General features: G+C 58.6%; 21 protein-coding genes and 1 other RNA gene. 7 read left to right on the top strand and 15 right to left on the bottom strand.

Going from position 1 to position 21,347, the window contains the following annotated elements:
• Positions 1–86: 86 nt before the first annotated feature.
• Positions 87–2,960 (bottom strand): aminomethyl-transferring glycine dehydrogenase, encoded by a 2,874-nt coding sequence (gene gcvP / locus ACQR3R_RS18715; protein ID WP_428274087.1) that lies wholly within the window; start codon positions 2,958–2,960, stop codon positions 87–89.
• Positions 2,961–3,113: 153 nt separating this feature from the next.
• Between gcvP and ACQR3R_RS18710 the strand changes: the two genes are divergently transcribed.
• Entirely contained in the window at positions 3,114–4,253 is a 1,140-nt protein-coding gene (locus ACQR3R_RS18710) for a DegT/DnrJ/EryC1/StrS family aminotransferase (RefSeq protein WP_428274085.1), read from the top strand.
• Between the two features lie 113 nt (positions 4,254–4,366).
• Here the strand turns inward: ACQR3R_RS18710 and gcvH are convergent, their stop codons facing one another.
• From gcvH to ACQR3R_RS18665, 9 genes are all read right to left on the bottom strand, one after another.
• Complete coding sequence (gene gcvH / locus ACQR3R_RS18705) at positions 4,367–4,750, bottom strand: glycine cleavage system protein GcvH (RefSeq protein ID WP_428274083.1); 384 nt, start codon at positions 4,748–4,750, stop codon at positions 4,367–4,369.
• Positions 4,751–4,802: 52 nt separating this feature from the next.
• Positions 4,803–5,885 (bottom strand): glycine cleavage system aminomethyltransferase GcvT, encoded by a 1,083-nt coding sequence (gene gcvT, locus ACQR3R_RS18700; protein ID WP_428274079.1) that lies wholly within the window; start codon positions 5,883–5,885, stop codon positions 4,803–4,805.
• Between the two features lie 155 nt (positions 5,886–6,040).
• Positions 6,041–7,657 carry an ABC transporter permease subunit gene (locus tag ACQR3R_RS18695; RefSeq protein ID WP_428274077.1) on the bottom strand — a complete coding sequence of 539 codons (1,617 nt, stop codon included), beginning with the start codon at positions 7,655–7,657 and terminating at the stop codon, positions 6,041–6,043.
• A 133-nt stretch (positions 7,658–7,790) separates the two neighbouring features.
• A complete protein-coding gene (locus tag ACQR3R_RS18690; RefSeq protein ID WP_428274075.1) occupies positions 7,791–8,795 on the bottom strand; it encodes an extracellular solute-binding protein in 1,005 nt (334 codons plus the stop codon).
• A 119-nt stretch (positions 8,796–8,914) separates the two neighbouring features.
• On the bottom strand, positions 8,915–10,138 hold the full coding sequence (locus ACQR3R_RS18685; protein WP_428274073.1) for a 2-octaprenyl-3-methyl-6-methoxy-1,4-benzoquinol hydroxylase: 1,224 nt from the start codon (positions 10,136–10,138) through the stop codon (positions 8,915–8,917).
• 2 nt (positions 10,139–10,140) lie between these two features.
• Complete coding sequence (locus ACQR3R_RS18680; RefSeq protein ID WP_428274071.1) at positions 10,141–10,626, bottom strand: DUF4442 domain-containing protein; 486 nt, start codon at positions 10,624–10,626, stop codon at positions 10,141–10,143.
• Positions 10,619–11,806, bottom strand: a complete 1,188-nt coding sequence (gene ubiH / locus ACQR3R_RS18675) for a 2-octaprenyl-6-methoxyphenyl hydroxylase (protein WP_428274069.1) — start codon at positions 11,804–11,806, stop codon at positions 10,619–10,621. Before ubiH ends, ACQR3R_RS18680 begins: the two co-directional genes overlap by 8 nt.
• A complete protein-coding gene (gene pepP, locus ACQR3R_RS18670; protein ID WP_428274067.1) occupies positions 11,803–13,137 on the bottom strand; it encodes a Xaa-Pro aminopeptidase in 1,335 nt (444 codons plus the stop codon). The genes ubiH and pepP overlap by 4 nt, the downstream gene beginning before the upstream one ends.
• 27 nt (positions 13,138–13,164) lie before the next feature.
• Positions 13,165–13,722 carry a UPF0149 family protein gene (locus ACQR3R_RS18665; protein ID WP_428274065.1) on the bottom strand — a complete coding sequence of 186 codons (558 nt, stop codon included), beginning with the start codon at positions 13,720–13,722 and terminating at the stop codon, positions 13,165–13,167.
• A 193-nt stretch (positions 13,723–13,915) separates the two neighbouring features.
• Between ACQR3R_RS18665 and ACQR3R_RS18660 the strand changes: the two genes are divergently transcribed.
• The 4 genes from ACQR3R_RS18660 (at position 13,916) to ACQR3R_RS18645 (ending at position 15,350) form a co-directional block, all read left to right on the top strand.
• Positions 13,916–14,125, top strand: coding sequence for a TIGR02449 family protein (locus tag ACQR3R_RS18660; protein WP_007942437.1), 210 nt, complete (start codon positions 13,916–13,918; stop codon positions 14,123–14,125).
• Positions 14,122–14,439: a cell division protein ZapA gene (locus tag ACQR3R_RS18655; protein ID WP_428274063.1), complete on the top strand. Its 318-nt coding sequence runs from the start codon at positions 14,122–14,124 to the stop codon at positions 14,437–14,439. The genes ACQR3R_RS18660 and ACQR3R_RS18655 overlap by 4 nt, the downstream gene beginning before the upstream one ends.
• Before the next feature lie 30 nt (positions 14,440–14,469).
• A non-coding RNA gene (gene ssrS / locus ACQR3R_RS18650) (6S RNA) lies at positions 14,470–14,648 on the top strand.
• A gap of 84 nt (positions 14,649–14,732) precedes the next feature.
• On the top strand, positions 14,733–15,350 hold the full coding sequence (locus ACQR3R_RS18645) for a 5-formyltetrahydrofolate cyclo-ligase (protein WP_428274061.1): 618 nt from the start codon (positions 14,733–14,735) through the stop codon (positions 15,348–15,350).
• Positions 15,351–15,371: 21 nt separating this feature from the next.
• On the opposite strand, the gene ACQR3R_RS18640 is transcribed toward ACQR3R_RS18645, so the two are convergent.
• Complete coding sequence (locus ACQR3R_RS18640; protein WP_428274059.1) at positions 15,372–15,521, bottom strand: hypothetical protein; 150 nt, start codon at positions 15,519–15,521, stop codon at positions 15,372–15,374.
• A gap of 195 nt (positions 15,522–15,716) precedes the next feature.
• Here ACQR3R_RS18640 and ACQR3R_RS18635 point away from each other — a divergent pair, with 195 nt between their 5' ends.
• On the top strand, positions 15,717–16,169 hold the full coding sequence (locus tag ACQR3R_RS18635) for an EVE domain-containing protein (RefSeq protein WP_428274057.1): 453 nt from the start codon (positions 15,717–15,719) through the stop codon (positions 16,167–16,169).
• Between the two features lie 124 nt (positions 16,170–16,293).
• Here ACQR3R_RS18635 and ACQR3R_RS18630 read toward each other — a convergent pair whose 3' ends face one another.
• Positions 16,294–16,701 (bottom strand): flagellar basal body-associated FliL family protein, encoded by a 408-nt coding sequence (locus tag ACQR3R_RS18630; RefSeq protein WP_428274055.1) that lies wholly within the window; start codon positions 16,699–16,701, stop codon positions 16,294–16,296.
• Positions 16,702–16,851: 150 nt separating this feature from the next.
• On the opposite strand from ACQR3R_RS18630, the gene ACQR3R_RS18625 reads away from it, so the two are divergent.
• On the top strand, positions 16,852–17,829 hold the full coding sequence (locus tag ACQR3R_RS18625) for a zinc-binding dehydrogenase (RefSeq protein WP_428274053.1): 978 nt from the start codon (positions 16,852–16,854) through the stop codon (positions 17,827–17,829).
• 108 nt (positions 17,830–17,937) lie between these two features.
• On the opposite strand, the gene ACQR3R_RS18620 is transcribed toward ACQR3R_RS18625, so the two are convergent.
• The 3 genes from ACQR3R_RS18620 to ubiD all read right to left on the bottom strand — a co-directional run bounded on the left by ACQR3R_RS18620 (position 17,938) and on the right by ubiD (position 21,272).
• Positions 17,938–18,501: a gamma-glutamylcyclotransferase gene (locus ACQR3R_RS18620; RefSeq protein WP_428274051.1), complete on the bottom strand. Its 564-nt coding sequence runs from the start codon at positions 18,499–18,501 to the stop codon at positions 17,938–17,940.
• Between the two features lie 336 nt (positions 18,502–18,837).
• Entirely contained in the window at positions 18,838–19,806 is a 969-nt protein-coding gene (locus tag ACQR3R_RS18615) for a 2Fe-2S iron-sulfur cluster-binding protein (RefSeq protein WP_428274049.1), read from the bottom strand.
• Positions 19,806–21,272 carry a 4-hydroxy-3-polyprenylbenzoate decarboxylase gene (ubiD, locus tag ACQR3R_RS18610; protein WP_007942423.1) on the bottom strand — a complete coding sequence of 489 codons (1,467 nt, stop codon included), beginning with the start codon at positions 21,270–21,272 and terminating at the stop codon, positions 19,806–19,808. Before ubiD ends, ACQR3R_RS18615 begins: the two co-directional genes overlap by 1 nt.
• Positions 21,273–21,347 lie beyond the last annotated feature (75 nt).

The following is a 21,347-nucleotide window of genomic DNA, read 5'->3' as shown; positions in this document are numbered from 1 at the left end:
TACCGTGTAACGGTTACAGATCATGTGGCTGATAAAACGTATTCGCGAGCAAGCCCGCTCCCACATTGGTTTGAGAGTGCGATGCCTCAGCGGTAATCGTCGACCGGCACACACGCGCAAAATAGATTGCGATCGCCGTAGACGTTGTCCACCCGATTCACCACTGGCCAATATTTATGAACCTTGGTGTGAGCATCCGGCGTTACGGCTTGCTCAATGGTGTAAGGCCGATCCCACACCCCGGTGATGTCCGCCAACGTGTGCGGCGACCTTTTGAGCGGATTGTCTTCAGCCGACCAGTTGCCGTTTTGCACTTCGGTGATTTCTGCACGAATACTCAGCATTGCGCCGATAAAGCGGTCCAGTTCAGCCTTCGATTCACTTTCAGTGGGTTCGACCATCAATGTGCCCGGCACCGGAAATGACATGGTCGGCGCATGAAAGCCGTAGTCCATCAGACGCTTGGCAACGTCTTCCTCACTGATACCGGTCAGCGCCTTCAGCGGTCGCAAATCCAGAATGCATTCGTGGGCGACACGCTCGTTTCGTCCGGTATAGAGAATCGGAAATGCGCCTGAAAGATGCCGGGCCAGATAGTTCGCAGCCAAAATCGCTACTTCACTGGCATCGGCCAGTTGCGGCCCCATCATGGCGATATACATCCAACTGATCGGCAGAATGCTCGCGCTACCCCAAGGTGCCGCGCTCACGGCCCCGTTCTGCGGTAAAGGCCCCTCGATGGGCACCACAGGGTGATTGGCCACAAAAGGCGCCAGGTGCGCCCGAACACCAATCGGCCCCATGCCCGGCCCGCCGCCGCCATGCGGAATACAAAAGGTCTTGTGCAGATTCATGTGGGACACATCGGCGCCGATGTCCGCCGGCCGCGCCAAACCGACCTGAGCGTTGAGGTTGGCACCATCCATATACACCTGGCCGCCATGGCTGTGGATAACTTCGCAGATTTCGCTGATGCCCTCCTCGTACACCCCGTGAGTGGACGGATAAGTAGCCATCAGGCAGGCGAGTTTTTCACCCGCATTCGCGGCTTTGATTTTCAGGTCATCCAGATCCACGTTGCCCGCCTCGTCGCATTCGACGATGACCACCCGCATGCCGGCCATTTGCGCCGAAGCAGGGTTGGTACCGTGGGCAGAGGATGGAATTAAACAGATATCCCGTGCAGCTTGATGGCGGCTCTCGTGATATTTACGAATCGCCAGTAACCCTGCGTACTCGCCTTGCGCGCCAGAATTGGGTTGCATGCAGATCGCATCAAAACCGGTAATCGCGCAGAGCCAACGCTCCAGTTCCTCGATCATCAGCGAGTAACCTAGCGCCTGCTCCTTGGGTACAAACGGGTGCATGTTGGCGAATTGCGGCCACGTAATGGGGATCATTTCACTGGTGGCATTGAGTTTCATGGTGCAGGAACCCAACGGGATCATTGACTGGTTGAGCGCAAGGTCTTTGTTTTCCAGCTGTTTGAGATAGCGCAACATCTCGGTTTCGCTGTGATGGGCGCTGAACACCGGATGGCGCAGATACGGTGACGTGCGCAACAAACGGTCGGGAATGCCGCTAGCCAGCGCTTCAGCATCGAGGGCTTCGATATTCAACCCATGGTCCGCCCCGAGGAACACGTCGAACAGTTTGGCCACGGTAGCTTCGTCAGAGGTTTCATCGAGGCTCAGCCCCAGTCGCCCACGCCCCAAAATTCGCAGGTTGATGTGCGCAGCTCGAGCGCTGTCGATAATCGCAGTTTGGGTACCGCCGACGTCTAGAGTCAGGGTGTCGAAAAAGTGCTGGTTAAGCCGAGCGATGCCGTGACGCTCAAGGCCAGCGGCAAGAATGCACGTCAACCGATGAACACGCTGGGCGATGCGCTTCAGACCTTCAGGGCCGTGATAAACCGCATAAAAACTCGCGATATTGGCCAGCAGCACTTGAGCGGTGCAGATGTTCGAGTTGGCCTTCTCACGCCGAATATGTTGCTCACGGGTTTGCAAGGCCATGCGCAGCGCGACATTGCCACGGGCGTCTTTCGATACGCCGATGATCCGCCCCGGGATTGCTCGCTTGTACTCATCGCGGCTGGCAAAAAAAGCGGCATGCGGACCACCGTAGCCCATTGGCACACCGAAACGCTGCGACGAACCGAACACCACGTCAGCCCCCAACTCTCCCGGCGGCGTCAGCAGTAACAGGCTTAGCAGATCGGTCGCTACACACGCCAGCGCTTGTTGCGCGTGCAGGTAATCGATCAAGGGCTGTAAGTCGCGGATCTCGCCGTGGGTGTCAGGATATTGCAGCAGCGCGCCAAATACCTGGTGCTGCTTCAAGTTATCCACAGCATCGACAATCAACTCAAAACCAAAACCTTCGGCTCGAGTCTGCACCACCGAAATAGTCTGCGGATGACAGTTTTCATCAACGAAAAACAGCGTGCTCTTGGACTTGGCCACGCGTTTGGCCAGGGCCATGGCCTCCGCCGCCGCAGTGGCTTCATCCAGCAACGAAGCATTCGCCAGTTCCAGCCCCGTAAGGTCGATGGTCAGTTGCTGGAAATTCAGCAGTGCTTCGAGCCGGCCCTGAGCTATTTCCGGCTGGTAAGGTGTGTATGCGGTGTACCAGCCAGGATTTTCCAGCACATTACGCGCGATCACCGAGGGCGTGAGTGTGCCGTGGTAGCCCATGCCGATAAGGCTAGTCCAGAGTTGGTTCTGCTCGGCGTAACCGCGCAATTTGGCCAGCGCCGCCTCCTCGTCGAGGGCGGGCGGCAAATCGAGCGCCCGGTTAAGGCGGATTCCCGGCGGCACTGTTTGCTCGATCAGCTCGACGCGGCTGCCCAAGCCGAGGCTGTCGAGCATCGCTTGTTGCTCGGCGGCATCCGGTCCAAGGTGGCGGCGAAGAAAAGCGTTGGGGTCGCGTAACTGGCTCAAGGACGGCAACTGGGACATGACGGGCTCTCTCTTGACTGGCGCTCAGCGTCGATGCAACACGGTCAAAGCAGCATAGCAGTCGATACTCATGCGCACGGATGGCGCCGTCGGCCAATCGGGATCATCATGCTCGGCGCATGCCTACTGTCCGCTGATCGGGTGTTTACGTTTATGAGCCAATTGCCTTTCCTGCCCTTTTCCAAACCCACCATCGACGAAGCCACGATTGCGGCTGTCGGCGACGTACTGCGCTCAGGCTGGATCACCAGCGGCCCCAAGGTTCAGGCTTTCGAAGCCCAACTGTCGGAATATTTTGGCGGGCGCCCGGTGCGCACGTTCAATTCCGGCACTTGCACCATGGAAATCGCTTTGCGCATTGCCGGCATAGGGCCGGGCGATGAAGTGATTACCACGCCCATTTCCTGGGTCGCCACCGCGAACGTGATTCTGGAAGTCGGCGCGACGCCGGTGTTCGCCGACATTGATCCGGTCACGCGCAACATCGACCTTGATCAGCTGGAAGCGGCGATCACGCCGCGCACCAAAGCGATTATTCCGGTGTACCTCGCCGGGCTGCCGCTGGACATGAGTCGCCTGTATGCAATCGCTGAAAAACACAATTTGAGGATTATCGAAGATGCGGCTCAAGCGCTGGGTTCGAGCTGGAACGGGCAGCGCATCGGAGCGACTGGCGACTTCGTGTCCTTCAGTTTCCAGGCGAACAAAAACGTCACCAGCTCTGAAGGCGGCTGTTTGGTGCTGAACACGGAAGAAGAGGTACGGCTGGCAGAAAAATACCGTTTGCAGGGCGTGACTCGCAGCGGGTTCGATGGACTCGACGTGGATGTGCTGGGCGGGAAGTTCAACATGACCGACGTCGCCGCAGCCATCGGCCTGGGGCAATTCGCCCACATCGAGGCCATCACCGCGCACCGTCGAATGTTGGCCAAGCACTACTTTGCATGTTTCGGGGACGATTTCGAAGCGCAATACGGGGCTCAACTGCCGCCGGCGGATTTCGAAAACAGCAACTGGCATTTGTTTCAACTGGTGCTGCCGGAACGCAGCGACGGCAAGCCAGCGCGAGCCACATTCATGGAGCAGATGCAGGCGTTAGGGGTGGGGATCGGTTATCACTACCCGCCGATTCACCTGCTGAGCCTTTACCGCGAGCGCGGTTTCAAGGAGGGCATGTTTGCGGTGGCGGAACGTGTTGGTCGGCTGATTGTTTCATTGCCGATGTTCACTGCCATGAGCAAAACGGATGTTGAGCGGTCGGTGGCAGCGGTCAAAGCTGTACTGAAGCCGTAAACCTGTGGGAGCGGGCTTGCTCGCGAAGAGGGCGTGTCAGTCGAGATAAATATTGACTGATACACCGCTTTCGCGAGCAAGCCCGCTCCCACATGGATGTTTCAGGTCGAAGATTATTCGCCGATAGCGGCTTTGTAGCCTGCGGCATCAAGCAGCTTTTGCATCTCGGCAGCGTTGCTCGGCTTGAGCTTGAAGATCCATGCGCCGTACGGGTCGGTATTGAGCAGTTCAGGCGAGCCGCTCAGGTCTTCATTGACTGCAATGACTTCACCGGCAACCGGGGAGTAGATGTCCGAGGCAGCCTTGACCGACTCCACTACACCCGCCTGGCCGCCAGCCGCGAAGACTGTTCCGACTTCGGTCAGCTCAACGAACACCACATCACCCAGAGCCTCCTGAGCGTGATCGCTAATGCCCACGGTGACGGTGCCATCGGCTTCAAGTCGGGCCCATTCGTGACTTTCGGCAAAACGCAGGTCCGCAGGGATATCGCTCATGTTCTGTGTCCTCAAAAGAATTGTCAGCGGTCGTTGTCCGCCAGAAAAAGGTTTAGATCAAGGTTTTACCATGGCGTACGAAGGTCGGCTTGACCACTCGGACCGGGTACCACTTGCCACGGATTTCCACTTCCGCGCGGTCGGCAGTCGCCATCGGCACGCGCGCCAGTGCAATCGACTTGCTAAGCGTAGGAGAGAAACTACCACTGGTGATCTCCCCTTCGCCAACATTGGCGACGCGGACCACCTGATGAGCGCGTAAAACCCCGCGTTCTTCCAGTACCAGACCGACCAATTTGTGCTGTACCCCACCCGCCCGCTCGCCTTCCAGGGCCGTACGGCCGATGAACTGACGCGTGCCCGGCTCCCAGGCAATGCTCCAGGCCATGTTGGACGCCAGAGGCGAAACGTCCTGGTGGATGTCCTGACCGTAAAGGTTCATGCCGGCTTCGACTCGCAAGGTGTCACGCGCGCCCAGGCCGATCGGGGAAATGCCCGCGCCCACCAGATCGTTTAAAAACCCCGGTGCCTGGCTGGCTGGCAGCATGATTTCAACCCCATCCTCGCCGGTATAACCGGTGCGCGCGATGAACCAGTCACCGTCGGGCTGGCCTTCGAAAGGCTTGAGGAGCTGGATGAGATTGCCGCGAGACTGGCTCACCAGTTCGCCTATTTTGTGCCGGGCGTGCGGGCCCTGAATGGCCAGCATCGCTAACTCCGAGCGCTCGATGATCTGCGCATCAAAGCCATCGAGATGAGCGCGCATCCACGCCAGGTCTTGATCGCGGGTGGATGCATTGACCACCAGGCGATAACCGTCCTCAAGACGGTAAACGATCATATCGTCGACGATCCCGCCATTCTCGTTGAGCATGGCGCTGTACAAGGCGCGGCCGGTGCTGTGCAGGCGTTCAACATCATTGGCCAGCAAATGCTGAAGCCATTCCTTGGCCTGAGGGCCGCTGACATCGATTACGGTCATATGGGATACATCGAAAACTCCACAATCGCGGCGCACTTGATGGTGTTCCTCAACTTGCGAGCCGTAATGCAGAGGCATATCCCAACCGCCAAAATCGACCATCTTCGCGCCAAGGGCGAGATGAAGGTCATACAGAGGCGTACGCTGTCCCATGGGTTTCTCCTTCCGGGCGTGGCGAAGGTGCGGGCAAGCACTGCACGGGTGAAAGCCTTGAACTAGAGGGCTTTCAGCCGATTTCAGCCACTTGGTCTGTAGGACGGACCGCACCGAATGCCGCGCATTGTAGCTGCAAGGTGTAGGACTGACACCTAGGTGTTTCGATGCGCCGACCTTCGAATCAATCCGATGACTGGTAGCAAGCCGACCAAAACCAGGGTCAGGGCTGGCAGGGAAGCCCTCGCCCACTCGCCTTCGCTGGTCATTTCAAAGATACGAACCGCCAGCGTGTCCCAGCCAAACGGGCGCATCAGCAGGGTCGCAGGCATTTCCTTGAGCACGTCGACAAACACCAGCAGTGCGGCGCTCAGGGTGCCGGGCAATAACAACGGCAGATACACTTTGAAAAACAGTCGTGGCCCGCTGACTCCAAGGCTACGCGCTGCTTCGGGCAAAGAAGGCCGTATACGCGCCAGGCTGTTTTCCAGTGGCCCGTAAGCCACCGCAATGAAGCGCACCAGATAAGCCAGCAGCAACGCCGACAAGCTGCCCAGTAACAAAGGTTTACCCGCGCCGCCCAGCCAACTCGACACCGGGATGACCAGTTCGCGGTCCAGGTAACTGAACGCCAGCATGATCGACACCGCCAGCACCGAACCCGGCAAGGCGTAACCGACGTTGGCCAGGCTGACGCCGGAACGAATGGCCCGCGTCGGCGCCAGACGCCTGGCAAATGCCAGCAGCAGGGCGACGCTGACGGTCATCAACGCCGCCATTCCCCCCAGGTAAAGCGTATGAACGATAAGCCCGGTGTAACGCTCATCCAGATCAAAACGCCCGCGCTGCCAGAACCACACCACCAATTGCAGCATCGGAATGACAAATGCGCAGGCAAACACCAGCGCGCACCAACTCGTGGCCGCCAGCGCTTTGAAGCCGTGCAGGTGATAAAGAGCCTTGATGCGTGGACGCTCATTGCTTGCCCGGTTGGCACCGCGCGCGCGACGTTCGCCATAGAGCACCACCATCACCACCAACAGCAGCAGGCTCGCCAGTTGCGCGGCGGTTGATAGGCTGAAGAAGCCGTACCATGTTTTGTAGATGGCGGTTGTGAAGGTGTCGAAATTGAACACTGACACCGCGCCGAAATCCGCGAGGGTTTCCATCAACGCCAAGGCCACGCCTGCGCCAATGGCTGGACGGGCCATTGGTAACGCAACGCGCCAAAACGCCTGCCATGGCGATTGGCCAAGGACTCGAGCGGCTTCCATCAAGCCTTTGCCTTGCGCTAAAAACGCGGTGCGGGCCAACAGGTAAACATAGGGATAGAAGACCAGCACTAATACCAGGATCACACCACCGGTGGAGCGGACCGTGGGCAAACGCAGCCCCGCGCCGAACCCTTCTCGCAGCAATGTTTGCACGGGGCCGGCAAAATCCAGCAAGCCGACGAAAACGAATGCCAGCACGTAGGCGGGAATCGCGAACGGCAGCATCAACGCCCAATCCAGCCAACGCCGCCCAGGGAATTCACACAGGCTGGTCAGCCACGCAAGGCTGACACCCAGCAGCGTCACGCCGACACCAACCCCAAGCACCAGCGTCAGCGTATTACCGAGCAGACGCGGCATCTGGGTTTCCCAAAGATGGGACCAGATCTGATGATCGATGGTTTGCCAGGAAAGCAGCAGGACACTAAGGGGCAGCAGGACCAACGCAGCGATGGCGAAGACCAGTGGATACCAACGGCGTTGAGCGGGGTGGGCCAAGGAGATTCTCGTTCAAATGATTGTGCCCACGCTCTGCGTGGGCACACATCTTGTGACGCTCAGCGTCACGCCTCGACGCCGAGCGTCGGTTGATGCATTCCCACGCCGCGCGTAGACGCTATCCGTGTTGCAGTCAGTTCCAGCCAGCGCGATCCATCATGCGAATGGCTTCAGCCTGGCGCTTGCCAGCGATTTCAACGGGCAAGGTATCAGCTACAAACTTGCCCCAGCTAGCGACTTCTGCAGAAGGTGGCACGGCAGGGTTGGCCGGGAACTCCTGGTTGACGTCAGCGAAAATCTTCTGCGCTTCTGGAGTGGTCATCCATTCCACCAAGGCCTTGGCTGCTTGCGGGTGTGGCGCGTGCTTGGTCAGGCCAATGCCGGACAGGTTGACGTGTACGCCACGATCACCCTGGTTTGGCCAGAACAGCTTCACCGCCAGATCAGGCTTCTGCTTGTGCAGGCGACCGTAGTAGTAAGTATTGACGATGCCGACGTCGCACTGACCGGCGTTGATCGCCTCCAATACCGCGATATCGTCGGAGAACACATCGGTGGACAGGTTATTGACCCAGCCTTTGAGGATTTTCTCGGTTTTCTCGGCGCCGTGGACTTCGATCATCGTTGCCGTAAGCGACTGGTTGTAGACCTTTTTCGCAGTACGCAGGCAGAGACGACCTTCCCAGTTCTTGTCGGCCAGCGCTTCATAAGTGGTCAACTCGCCCGGTTTCACTCGTTCGGTGGAATAGGCGATGGTACGCGCCCGCAGGCTCAGGCCCGTCCAGGCATGAGCAGAAGAGCGGTATTGCAGCGGGATATTGGCGTCGATCACTTTGGAGGTAAACGGTTGCAGGATGCCCATTTGCTCGGCTTGCCAAAGGTTGCCGGCATCAACGGTGAGCAACAGGTCGGCGGTGGCGTTTTCGCCTTCAGCCTTGATGCGCTGCATCAACGGCGCTTCCTTGTCGGTGATGAACTTCACCTGCACACCGGTCTTCGCGGTGTAGGCATCGAAGACCGGTTTGATCAGCTCGTCGATGCGTGAGGAGTAGACCACCACTTCGTCGGCAGCCTGGGCAAGCGTGCTGCCAATCAGGGTCAGGGCGAGTGCTGTCAGTAGACGCTTCGGTGCCAACATGGGAGCAGTCTCTCGATTGAAAAATGAGGCCAAATGATAAGGACTCACATTTACCTTCTCAATCGAACAGTTCGCGGGTGAGTTACCAGATGTTACCTACAAAGACTTGCGCGAATGGGTCAGGCCTTGGCCAGTGCCGGTAAATCCCCGGTCAACCCCAGTGCCTCACGCACAAAAAGCGCTTTGGCTTCTGGCATCTGCTCAACCAGCTTCAGCCCGGCGTTACGCAACCAGCGCATCGGCAGTGGGTCGGCCTGGAACAAGCGTTCAAAGCCTTCCATCGCCGCCATCAACGCAAGGTTATGCGGCATGCGCCGACGCTCATAGCGGCTGAGCACTTTAGGATCGGCCAAGCGTTCGCCGCGAGCAGCCGCTTGCAACAACACCTCGGCCAGCACTGCAGCATCGAGAAAACCAAGGTTCACGCCTTGCCCGGCCAACGGGTGAATTGTGTGAGCGGCGTCACCGATCAGCGCCAGACCTTCAGCGACGTAACGCTTGGCATGACGCTGGCGCAGCGGCACGCATAACCGCGGATCGGCGTGCGACACCGTACCGAGCCGCCCCTCGAACGCCCGCTCCAGTTCTTGACAGAAAACTTCGTCGTCGAGCGCCATCAGTCGTTCGGCTTCGCTGGGCGTGGTCGACCAGACGATCGAACACCAATCGTGCTGACCGTCCCGCTCAAGCGGCAAAAATGCCAGAGGACCATTGTCGGTAAAGCGCTGCCATGCAGTCGATTGATGCGGTTTGGAGCTGCGTACACTGGTCACAATCGCGTGATGCAGGTAATCCCATTCGCGCGTGGCTACACCGGCCAGACGCCGAACCGCCGAATTGGCGCCATCCGCGGCGATCACCAGCGGTGCGCGTAACGTGCGGCCATCAGCCAGGGTCAGCAACCAGTCGTCGCCAGATCGGCGTAACTGCTCCAGCCGCGCATTGGCCAACATCCCCAAATCGCACTGATGCAAACGGTCGAGCAAGGCGTCCTGAACCACACTGTTTTCGACGATATGCCCCAGCACTTCAGCGTGCACACTGGCTGCCGAAAAATGTATGTGGCCGGTGCCGCTGCCGTCCCAGACATGCATGTCGGTGTAAGGGCTGGCGCGCCGATTGACGATGCCGTCCCACACGCCAAGGCGCTCGAGAATCCGCTGGCTGGCGGCCGACAACGCACTCACTCGCGGCGCGAACGGTGCCTGCTGATCGAAGGGTTTTACGCTCATCGGGCTGCCGTCCAGCAGCAGGACTTCAAGCCCACTGTCCTGCAACGCCAGCGCCAGGGCGCTGCCGACCATTCCGGCCCCGACAATCAGCAGATCTGCACGCATGTCCATGCTTAAGCCTGTCTCGCTTGCGGCTTGAGCCGCACGTAAAGGGTTTTCTCGACGCGCGCCACCAGGGTGCCGGCGCCGTCGTGAATATCGACCTGCAACTGCGGAAGGTATTTTTCGCCATTCGCCGTTTGACGACGAATCTCGTCGAGCAGGGTTTCGTCAATCGTGAACCGGGCAAATACCGGGCCTTTGCCCGGCGAGATGAAATCGATGTCGGCCGCTTTGTCCCAGACGATGTAACGATGACCGAGATTTTCCATCAGCATCAGCATGTAGAACGGGTCGACCATCGAGTACAGGCTGCCTCCGAACTGAGTGCCGACGTAATTGCGATTGAACCAGTTCAGGCCCATCGAGACCCGTACTTCACGAAAATCATCGCTGATGTGTCGCACCCGAACGCCGGCGCCGAGGTACGGCGGGTAGAAGGTCATTATCCAGCGCATCAGATGCGCCTTGCCTAACTTGTCGGCCAGCCACTTAAGCATCGGGACGTGTTCCCAAGCCCATGGCCTGACGGGCAAACCAGCGCTTGGCTGGTGGCAGCAGATCAAGGCCGAGCAAACCGAGATTGCGGCCAAACGAAACCAACGGCTGGGTGTTGCCGAACAGGCGCGTGACCTGATCCGAAAAGCCTACGGTCAGGTTCTGATCCATCCGCTGACGCTCGCGATAGGCCTGCAATGTCGCGAAATCACCGGGCTTCGTTTCGCTGGCCAACAGCGCATCGGCCAATGCCTGCGCATCACGCAGTGAAAGGTTGAAACCCTGGCCGGCAATCGGGTGCAGGCTGTGGGCGGCGTTGCCGAGAATCGCCAGATGCGGACGCACCTGTTCTTCGGCTTCAATCAGCGTCAGCGGGTACAGGTGCCGCGCGCCGACTTGCTTCAACGTGCCCAGGCGATAGCCGAACACGCCCTGCAACTCGCTGAGAAAACTGCGCTCATCCAGCGCTGCCAGTCGTTGCGCGTCCATGCCCAAACGGGTCCAGACCAATGCACAGCGGTTGTCTGGCAAGGGCAGTAATGCCATCGGGCCTTCGTCGGTGAACCGCTCGAAGGCCATGCCGTTGTGCGCTTCGCTTGGTGTGATATTGGCGATCAACGCGCTCTGGTTATACGGGCGTTTTTTGATGCCGATACCCAGTTGCTCGCGCAGGCCGGAGCGGCCGCCATCAGCAAGCACCGCCAAATCGCATTCCAAGGTGGTTTCATCGTTCAGGGTCAGGCGGTAACCATCAGTCAGCGGCTCCATGCGCGTCACTTCCGCAGGGCAACGCCAGCTGATGACATCCTTGTCCAGACCTTGCCAAAGACACTGTCCGAGCCAGGCGTTTTCCACGACATAACCCAGCGCTGGAACACCTTCTTCCATCGCCGACAGTCGCGCGGTGGAAAAACGCCCGCGGTCGGAAACGTGAATCTGCTTGATCGGCTCGGCGCGACGGGAGATTTCCTGCCACACACCCAGCCGTTGATAAATCTGTTTGGCGCCGTAAGACAGCGCTGAAGAACGCGCGTCATAACTGGGTTGGTACGTGTCGCCGGGGGCGAAAGGCTCGATCAGCACAATCTTCCAGCCACGGGCCTTGGCGCCGGCTTGTAACGCCAACGCGAGGCTTGCGCCGACTAAACCGCCTCCGATGATTGCCAGATTGACTCGACTCATGCCGCTTGTGTCCGTGCTTGCGCCATCAAGGCTTCGATCTCGGCAACCGTTTTGGGTACGCCTTTAGTCAGGATTTCACAGCCGGTTTTAGTCACCACCACGTCATCCTCGATGCGCACGCCAATGCCGCGCCATTTTTTCGCTACGTTCTGGTTGTCCGGGCCGATGTAGATCCCCGGCTCCACGGTCAGCGCCATGCCGACCTCCAGCACGCGCCACTCGCCGCCGACTTTGTACTCGCCGACGTCATGCACATCCATTCCCAGCCAGTGGCCGGCGCGGTGCATGTAAAACGCCTTATAAGCTTCACTGGCGATCAATTCGTCGACGTCACCTTGCAACAGCCCCAGCTTCACAAGCCCCGTGGTAATGACCCGAACCGTGGCTTCGTGGGCCTGGTTCCAATGCTTGTTCGGGGCAATTTCGGCGAACGCCGCTTCCTGCGACGCCAACACCAACTCGTAAATCGCCTTCTGTTCCGCCGAATACTTACCGTTGACCGGCCAGGTTCGGGTGATGTCGCTGGCGTAGCAGTCGATTTCGCAACCCGCGTCGATCAATACCAGGTCACCGTCCTTGAGCACCGCGTCATTCTGCTGGTAGTGCAGGATGCAGCTATTGCGCCCCGCCGCGACGATGGAACCGTAGGCCGGCATCTTCGCCCCGCCCTTACGGAACTCGTAATCCAGTTCGGCCTCCAGGCTGAACTCATGCAGCCCGGCACGGCTGGCCTGCATCGCGCGAATATGCGCCTGAGCGGAAATGCGTGCGGCTTCGCGCATGACCTTCACTTCTGCCGCCGATTTATACAGGCGCATGTCGTGCAGCAGATGATCCAGCGCAACAAATTCGTTCGGCGGCTGGGCACCGAGGTGCGCCTTGGAACGGATGACGTTGATCCAGTCCATCAGGTGCCGATCGAATTCCGGGTTGCTGCCCATCGCCGAATACACCCGGTCGCGCCCTTCAATCAGGCCCGGCAGGATGTCGTCGATGTCGGTGATCGGGAACGCATCGTCGGCACCGAAGTCGCCAATAGCGCCTTCCTGACCGGCGCGCAGGCCATCCCATAGCTCCCGTTCGGCGTTGCGCTCACGACAGAACAGCACGTACTCGCCGTGCTCGCGCCCGGGCATCAACACGATAACGGCCGAAGGTTCGGGGAAACCGCTGAGGTACTGGAAGTCGCTGTCCTGCCGGTAGACGTGCTCGACGTCACGGTTGCGTATCGCCACCGCGGCAGCAGGCAGAATCGCGATGCTGTTGGGTACCATCTGCGCCATCAAGGCCTTGCGGCGACGGCTGTATTCCGACTTCGGGATATGAATCATGGGCAGATGGCTTTTCCTGGCAGGCGATTAATGCAACGACGGCTTGGCAGCAGCGGGCGCATCCGGTTTTTTGGTTTCGGTGAACAGCAGCAAGGGTGCTACGCGCAAGTACTCCATGACTTCCATGTAGTCGCTTTCGCCGTCGTCGGACTCTTCCAGGGCATCTTGTACCTGGGCAATGGCGGCCAGGTCCTGCAGCACTTCCGAGGCTTCAGTGCTCAACGCGTTGTCACGGTAGGTCAGGCCAAAACCGGTGAGGAAGCCCTGGCACCATTGGCCCAATGCGGCTGCACGGTCGGCAAGTGGCGCGTCATCGGTCGGCAGCAACAGCACGACAGTCATGTCATCGCCGGTCAGCTCTCCCTTGACCATTTCCTGCAAGCCGATCAGGGCATTGCGAACGTTGTCTTGTGGCTCACCTTCGAGCAACTCGGCGGCATCGACCAACCAGCTGTCGGCTTCGAAACCGGCACCGCCGCAACTACGGCCTAACAACAGGCCATGCAGTTCTGCAGGCGAGACGGGATGGCCGCTGGTGGACAGCAGAGTGGCGAAGGCTTGGTACGGGGAATTCTGAATGGGCATGGGCAGCTAGGCGCCAGACGGCGCTATGTCTAGAATGAAGGCCTTGTATCCTACATCGACTCCTGCGAAGGAGCGAGCTTGCTCGCGATGAACCCCGGAACGCCGCGGAGCGTCAGGGACCAAGCGTTATCATTGGCGACCGTCGCGAGCAAGCTCGCTCCTACCGTCCAACACCCATCAGACAGTGAAGACAATGGAAGACACCGACCTGCAAGCGCTGATGGCGAGACTTGAGCTACTAATTAGCCGAGTCGAGCAACTAAAGAGCCAAAATGGACTCCTACTAGCTCAGGAAAAGACCTGGCGCGAGGAACGCGCGCACCTCATTGAAAAAAATGAAATCGCCCGGCGTAAGGTCGAATCGATGATTTCGCGCCTCAAGGCCCTGGAGCAAGACTCATGAGTTCAAGCAATAGCGTTACCGTGCAGATCCTCGATAAAGAATATTCGATTATTTGCCCGCAGGAAGAGCGCAGCAATCTTGTGAGCGCCGCCCGTTACCTGGACGGCAAGATGCGTGAAATCCGTAGCAGCGGCAAAGTCATTGGTGCCGATCGCATCGCCGTGATGGCCGCGTTGAACATCACACACGATCTGCTGCACAAGGAAGAAAGCCCGGATCTACAGGCCAGCGGCTCGACTCGCGAGCAGGTTCGCGACCTGCTGGATCGCGTCGATCTGGTGCTCGCCACCGATCCGGACGTCACCAAGGGCTGAAACGCGAAACCGCTTGGGGTATACTTGCGCTACTCCCTGGGGTGCTTGCCAGTTGACGATGTCCCTGAGCCGATTCGCACTACCCTGGAGGTTGCACGTTGGGCTGGTGTGCATGTCCGCTAGACGGAAAGCCTTAAAGCCTACTGCATCTTCCACCTTGAACTTTCGGGTTCAAGGGCTAAGTCAGCAGCGGTTCATCCGGGGAGCCTGATTCCAGTCCGATGCAGGTTTAAATACCGGCATCGGCTTTTTTACGGGTACGCTTTGAGTACCCGACCCGCGAGCCCGAACCCATGACCGAACCTGCGCTGCTTTCCCGCCCGCAACTTCGACGCATGCTGCGCAAGGCTCGCCGCGCGCTGACACCCAGTCAGCAGCGCCATGCCGCACTCGGGCTGTACAAACAATTGGCCCAGCAGCCTGCTTTTCGCCGTGCAAAACACATATCCCTGTACCTGCCCACCGACGGTGAAATCGACCCCCGCCTGTTGTTGCGTGCGGCACAACGCCGAGGCAAGGCGACTTACCTTCCGGTACTGAGTGCCTGGCCACGAACCAAAATGGTCTTCCAGCGCATTCGCCCCGGCGAGAAACTGACGCCCAACCGCTTTCGCATCCTCGAACCACGGGCCAATATCGCCCGTCAACGCAAGGTATGGGCGCTGGACCTGGTGTTATTGCCGCTGGTGGGGTTTGACGATGTCGGCGGACGCCTGGGGATGGGCGGCGGTTTTTATGACAGAAGCCTTGCGTACATGGCGCGCCGCAAAAACTGGCGCAAGCCGACGCTGCTGGGGCTGGCCCACGAGTGTCAAAAGGTCGAACGGTTGGCTCAAGCGAGCTGGGATGTGCCGTTGCAGGGAACGGTTACAGACAAGGCGTGGTATTTCGCAGATCAGGCGCCACTGTAGTCAGCAGCGCCCAAAAAAACCTCAGCGTTTGAAGGCTGCTGGCTGTTGTTGAGCGATTTCTATCGGTGCGTCAGTCTTGTTGTTCCACAAGCTTTGGGCATAGCCAGTGGTCACGACGCCCAGACCGAACAAAATAACCAAAATCCATAATAAATCCGGTTTGCGTTTCATCGATTGCCCCCCAAAGGCATATCAACACGATGACAGCAGCGGTTTCCGTTGTAGGCCGTGCAGCAGCGTCAAGCTAAGAAGGCCGGCATTTTGCGGCAACGTGAACCTACACGCAAACGCTGGCGCCAACCGACCGTCGGTTTGTCATAAAATTGCCAGACAACTTGCCCAATGATCTCGCAAGGAGCAAAAACCATGGCCTATTGGCTGATGAAATCCGAGCCCGACGAACTCTCTATCAAGGATCTTGAACAGCTCGGTAAAGCGCGCTGGGACGGAGTTCGCAACTATCAGGCGCGTAATTTCCTACGCGCCATGGCCGTAGGTGACCAGTTTTTCTTTTATCACTCGAGCTGCCCCGAGCCCGGCATAGCCGGTATTGGCAAGATTGACGTGGCGGCGTATCCGGACCCAACGGCACTCGAGCCTGCGAGCCACTACTTCGATCCCAAGGCAACGCCTGAGAAGAACGCCTGGAGCGCGATAGACGTCGCCCATGTCGAGACGTTTCCCAAGGTGCTGAAGCTGGATTATTTAAAGCAGCAAACCGCGCTGGCAGAGATGCCATTGGTGCAGAAGGGTTCGCGGCTGTCGGTGATGCCCGTGACGCCGGAGCAATGGGCAGCAGTTATTGCATTACGAGCTTGAGCGGTACGGAGCCCGAAGAATTTATTCGCGAGCAAGCCCGCCCCCACAGGAGATGCGTGGACACCGAAAGTCCAATGTGGGAGCGAGCCTGCTCGCGATGAGACTCGCACAAGCAATGAAGGCCTTATTGAATAATGAGGTTGTTGAACAACAGGTCTTCAACCACCGGCTTACCGGTTTCGTCATTCATCACTTGCTGGGTTTGCTTCAAGGCTTCTTGACGCAACTTTTCCTTCGCATCGACATTATTCATGGTGTCGGTAGTCTGCTGGGCGAACAGCGCCACCAGTTGATTGCGAATCAACGGTTCATTAGCTTTCACTGCCTTGGCGGCCTCGTCACCGGTCACCCGCAACGCCACGTCCGCTTTGTAGACCTTAAGCTTGGGCGTGCCATCCAGCCCATAATTGCCCACGAATGGCGGGCTGAGGGTGATGTAACTGACCTTTGGAGCTTCACCTTCTTTAGCTTCTTCGGCCATCGCTGCCACTGGCAGGGAAAGGGCCAGCATCAACATGATCCACGCTTTCACAATTCGCTCCTTATCCGGTTTGCGGCCTAGCATAACGACCCTCCGCTCAAGCACAAGCTTATGGCTGGCTATCAGGTTGGGGCATGCTCGTTGACCCATCGACTCACACACCTACACTTATCGGCCATCACTCCCAAAGGAATAGCCCTGATGAAAGCCGTGCTGTGCAAAGCCTTCGGCCCTGCCGAATCGTTGGTGCTGGAAGAGGTCGCCAGCCCTGTGGCGAAGAAGAATGAAATCTTGCTGGAGGTGCATGCCGCCGGGGTAAATTTTCCGGACACGTTGATCATCGAGGGCAAATATCAGTTCAAGCCGCCCTTCCCCTTTTCGCCGGGCGGTGAAGCGGCCGGCGTTGTCAGCGCGGTCGGCGAAAAAGTCAGCCATTTGAAGGTCGGTGATCGGGTCATGGCATTGACCGGTTGGGGCAGCTTCGCCGAAGAGGTCGCCGTGCCGGGTTACAACGTGCTGCCGATTCCACCGTCGATGGACTTCAACACCGCCGCCGCTTTCAGCATGACGTACGGCACTTCGATGCACGCGCTCAAACAACGTGCAAACCTGCAACCGGGCGAAACCCTGCTGGTACTCGGGGCTTCTGGTGGCGTTGGTCTGGCCGCCGTAGAGATCGGTAAAGCCATGGGCGCTCGCGTGATCGCGGCGGCCAGTAGTGCCGAAAAACTCGCCGTGGCCAAGGCAGCCGGCGCCGACGAATTGATCAACTACAGCGAAACCAACCTCAAGGACGAAATCAAACGCCTGACCGATGGCCAAGGTGCTGACGTGATTTACGACCCGGTTGGCGGTGACCTGTTCGACCAGGCCATCCGAGCCATCGCCTGGAACGGGCGTTTGCTGGTGGTCGGCTTCGCCAGCGGACGCATTCCGGAGTTGCCGGTCAACCTCGCACTGCTGAAAGGGGCTGCCGTGCTCGGGGTATTCTGGGGCTCATTCGCCCAGCGCCAGCCACAAGACAATGCGGCAAACTTCCAGCAATTGTTTAGCTGGTTTGCCGAGGGCAAGTTGAAGCCGTTGGTGTCGCAGGTGTATCCGTTGAGCAATGCGGCGCAAGCGATCAATGATCTTGGGCAACGCAAAGCGGTCGGGAAAGTGGTGGTGCAGGTCCGTTGAACCCAAGGCGATCCGAACTTCATATAAAGTTCGGAGCGCTGCCCGCTATGTGCCTATCCTCGTGATCATTATCGAGCATTGCTGTTAAGTGATTAACTGCAATGCCGGTCAGGGCCGCAAAGCGATTGCCTGATCAGTCTTGGACTTGCAGCGTTTGAGCCGCGCTTCCAGATTGCGATCCGGCATGGCGTGACTGCGCAGCGCATGGGCGGTCTGCTCGACATAATCGCGTGTCGTACCGTAGCGCCCACAAGCATTTTCGAATACCTGGCTCAGCACATGATCCGGCAAGTTGCCGGCATAGCTGGGCAGGTGACGCTCCAACACAAAACCCAACGCCTGAACCTGGCTGCCATCTTCAAGACGGCAATTGAGCCAATGCGGGCGATAGGATGGAAATGGCATTTCGCGTTGCCACAACGCGTAAAGCGAGGCGTCGAGTTGCTCCTCAGGCAGGCGATAAGCAAATCCACTGCAAGAACCGCCACGATCCAGGCCAAACACCAGCCCCGGCACTTCCGGGGTGCCACGATGTTCGTGCGACCACAGGTATAGGCCGCGGTGATAACCGTGCACCCGGCCACGCATACGTTCCACCGCGGGGCATTCCGGGCGCCAGATCAGCGAACCGTAGGCAAATAACCACACAGGGCCGCCCTTGTGGCGGGCCATGGTCGACTGCATAGAACTGAGCAATTGTTCGTGAGTAAGCTGCGGCCCAAGATCGAGTCGCGGAGGGTATGGCAGATTCAGAAAAGCAGATTCAATGGCGCTCATGGCGAATAGCGTTCAGCTCCCCGCGGATAAAGAATTACTTAATAGAACGCACCGCTGTAACAATAAGGCACATATGTTTTAAGGCAATTAAAGTGCCAGGGCACAACGCGTCACTCATCTCGTGATTGATATATAACCTACCGGCATTTATATAAATCTATAAATACCGATCAGCTATATACAGCGTTATAAGGCATGAACTGGATCAAGATTAATGATCAAGATCGAGGATCAAGATCGAGGCGCGTACGCAAAAACATCGGCGCGCATCTGGTGGGCATCCATTCCGGCTTCGACCAGTGCGTCCAGCGTGCCGTAGACCATCGCCGGCGAGCCACTGGCGTAGACATGCAGCGGCTTGAGGTCAGGGAAATCCTCGCAGACCGCCTCATGAAGCATGCCGCAACGACCTTCCCATCCGCATTGGTCGCTGACCACTTTGTGCAGGAACAAATTGGGCAGTTTCAGCCATTCGTCCCAATGCTCGATCTCGTAGAAGTCTTCAGGGCGGCGCACACCCCAATACAGATGCACAGGGTGTTTGAAACCCGCCGCGCGACAATGCTCGATAAGGCTATGGATCTGGCCCATGCCGGTACCGGCAGCGATCAGTACCAAAGGGCCGTCCGGCAATTCCGCCAGATGGGTGTCGCCGAAGGGCATTTCGATTCGCACCATGGCATTGCGCTGCAACTGCTCAATCAGGCTCAACGCACTGCTTTCGCGCGCCAATACATGAATTTGCAAGTCACGGCCCGCGTGCGGTGCCGAGGCGAGGGAAAATGCTGATTTTTCACCACTCTCGCGCTCGATCATCAAGTACTGACCGGCGTGATAGCGAGGCGGCTTGCCCGCCGGGGCACGTAAGCTGACACGCCAGGTGTCACCGCCGACGTCCCTGCACTCAATGACCTGACACGACAAGCTGCGCACCGGCAGTTCTCCCAGCGCGAGCACGCCATCCCACAGCACAATGCAGTTTTCCAGCGGCTCAGCTATGCAAGTGTAGAACTCACCATGGTCGCGCACATTACCGTCCTGCTCGACCCGACCTTCCACCAGCAGCGCTGCGCACACATGGCAATTACCGTTGCGACAGCTTTGCGGGCATTCATAGCCCAGACGGCGTGCGCCATCTAGAATCCGCTCGCCGGGCAGAATCTCGAGCACTGCTCCGGAGGGCTGCAAGGTTACGCGCATCAATCTATTCCTAACTGGTTCCAGATGGCATCGATCCGCTGGGTGACGGCATCGTCCTTGACGATGACACGCCCCCACTCGCGGGTGGTTTCGCCCGGCCATTTATGCGTGGCATCGAGCCCCATCTTCGACCCCAGGCCGGAAACCGGTGAGGCGAAGTCCAGGTAGTCGATCGGCGTATTGTCGATCATCACCGTGTCGCGCTTGGGGTCCATGCGCGTGGTGATGGCCCAGATCACGTCATTCCAGTCGCGTGCGTTGATGTCGTCATCAGTGACAATAACGAACTTGGTGTACATGAACTGTCGCAAAAACGACCAGACGCCCAGCATTACGCGCTTGGCGTGCCCCGGATACGACTTCTTCATGGTCACGATGGCCATGCGATACGAGCAACCTTCAGGCGGCAGGTAGAAGTCAGTGATCTCCGGGAATTGCTTTTGCAGGATCGGCACGAACACTTCGTTCAGCGCCACGCCCAGAATCGCCGGCTCATCGGGTGGCCGGCCGGTGTAGGTACTGTGGTAGATCGGTTTGATCCGATGGGTTATACGCTCGACGGTGAACACCGGGAAGCTGTCGACTTCGTTGTAATAACCGGTGTGATCGCCATAGGGGCCTTCGTCCGCCATTTCACCTGGGTGAATCACGCCTTCGAGGATGATCTCGGCAGTGGCCGGCACTTGCAGGTCATTGCCGCGACACTTCACCAGTTCCGTACGGTTACCGCGCAGCAAACCGGCAAAGGCGTATTCGGAAAGGCTGTCTGGCACTGGCGTCACCGCGCCGAGAATGGTCGCCGGGTCTGCCCCCAGCGCCACGGACACCGGGAACGGCTGCCCCGGATGTTTTTCGCACCATTCGCGGTAATCCAGAGCACCGCCACGGTGACTCAACCAACGCATGATGACTTTGTTGCGACCGATCACTTGTTGCCGATAAATACCGAGGTTCTGGCGATCCTTGTTTGGACCTTTGGTAACGGTCAGGCCCCAGGTAATCAGCGGGCCGACATCGCCAGGCCAGCAGGTTTGCACGGGCAACATGGCCAGGTCGACATCGTCGCCTTCGATAACCACTTCCTGGCACACCGCGTCTTTGACGACTTTGGGGGCCATGGCGATGATCTTGCGAAAAATCGGCAGCTTGGACCAGGCGTCTTTCAGACCCTTCGGCGGCTCTGGCTCCTTGAGGAACGCCAGCAGCTTGCCGATTTCGCGCAGTTCGCTGACGGCCTCGGCGCCCATGCCCATGGCGACCCGCTCGGGGGTGCCGAACAGGTTGCCGAGTACCGGAATGTCGTAACCGGTCGGGTTTTCAAACAGCAACGCCGGGCCTTTCGCCCGCAACGTGCGGTCACAGACCTCGGTCATCTCCAGCACGGGAGAGACGGGAATCTGGATGCGTTTCAACTCTCCGCGCTGCTCAAGTTGCTGCACGAAATCCCGAAGATCCTTGAATTTCATTGAAGATGCCACCCCGAAAATAGGCGTACATCCTACCTGCTCTGACGCTCAAACAGCAGCATTGTCAGTGCTGCG

The sequence above is a fragment of the Gordonia sp. IEGM753 genome (assembly GCF_050321825.1).
GTDB lineage: Bacteria > Pseudomonadota > Gammaproteobacteria > Pseudomonadales > Pseudomonadaceae > Aquipseudomonas.
The sequence above is the reverse complement of the archived record's forward strand: the minus strand, read 5'-3'. Positions and strand labels throughout refer to the sequence as shown.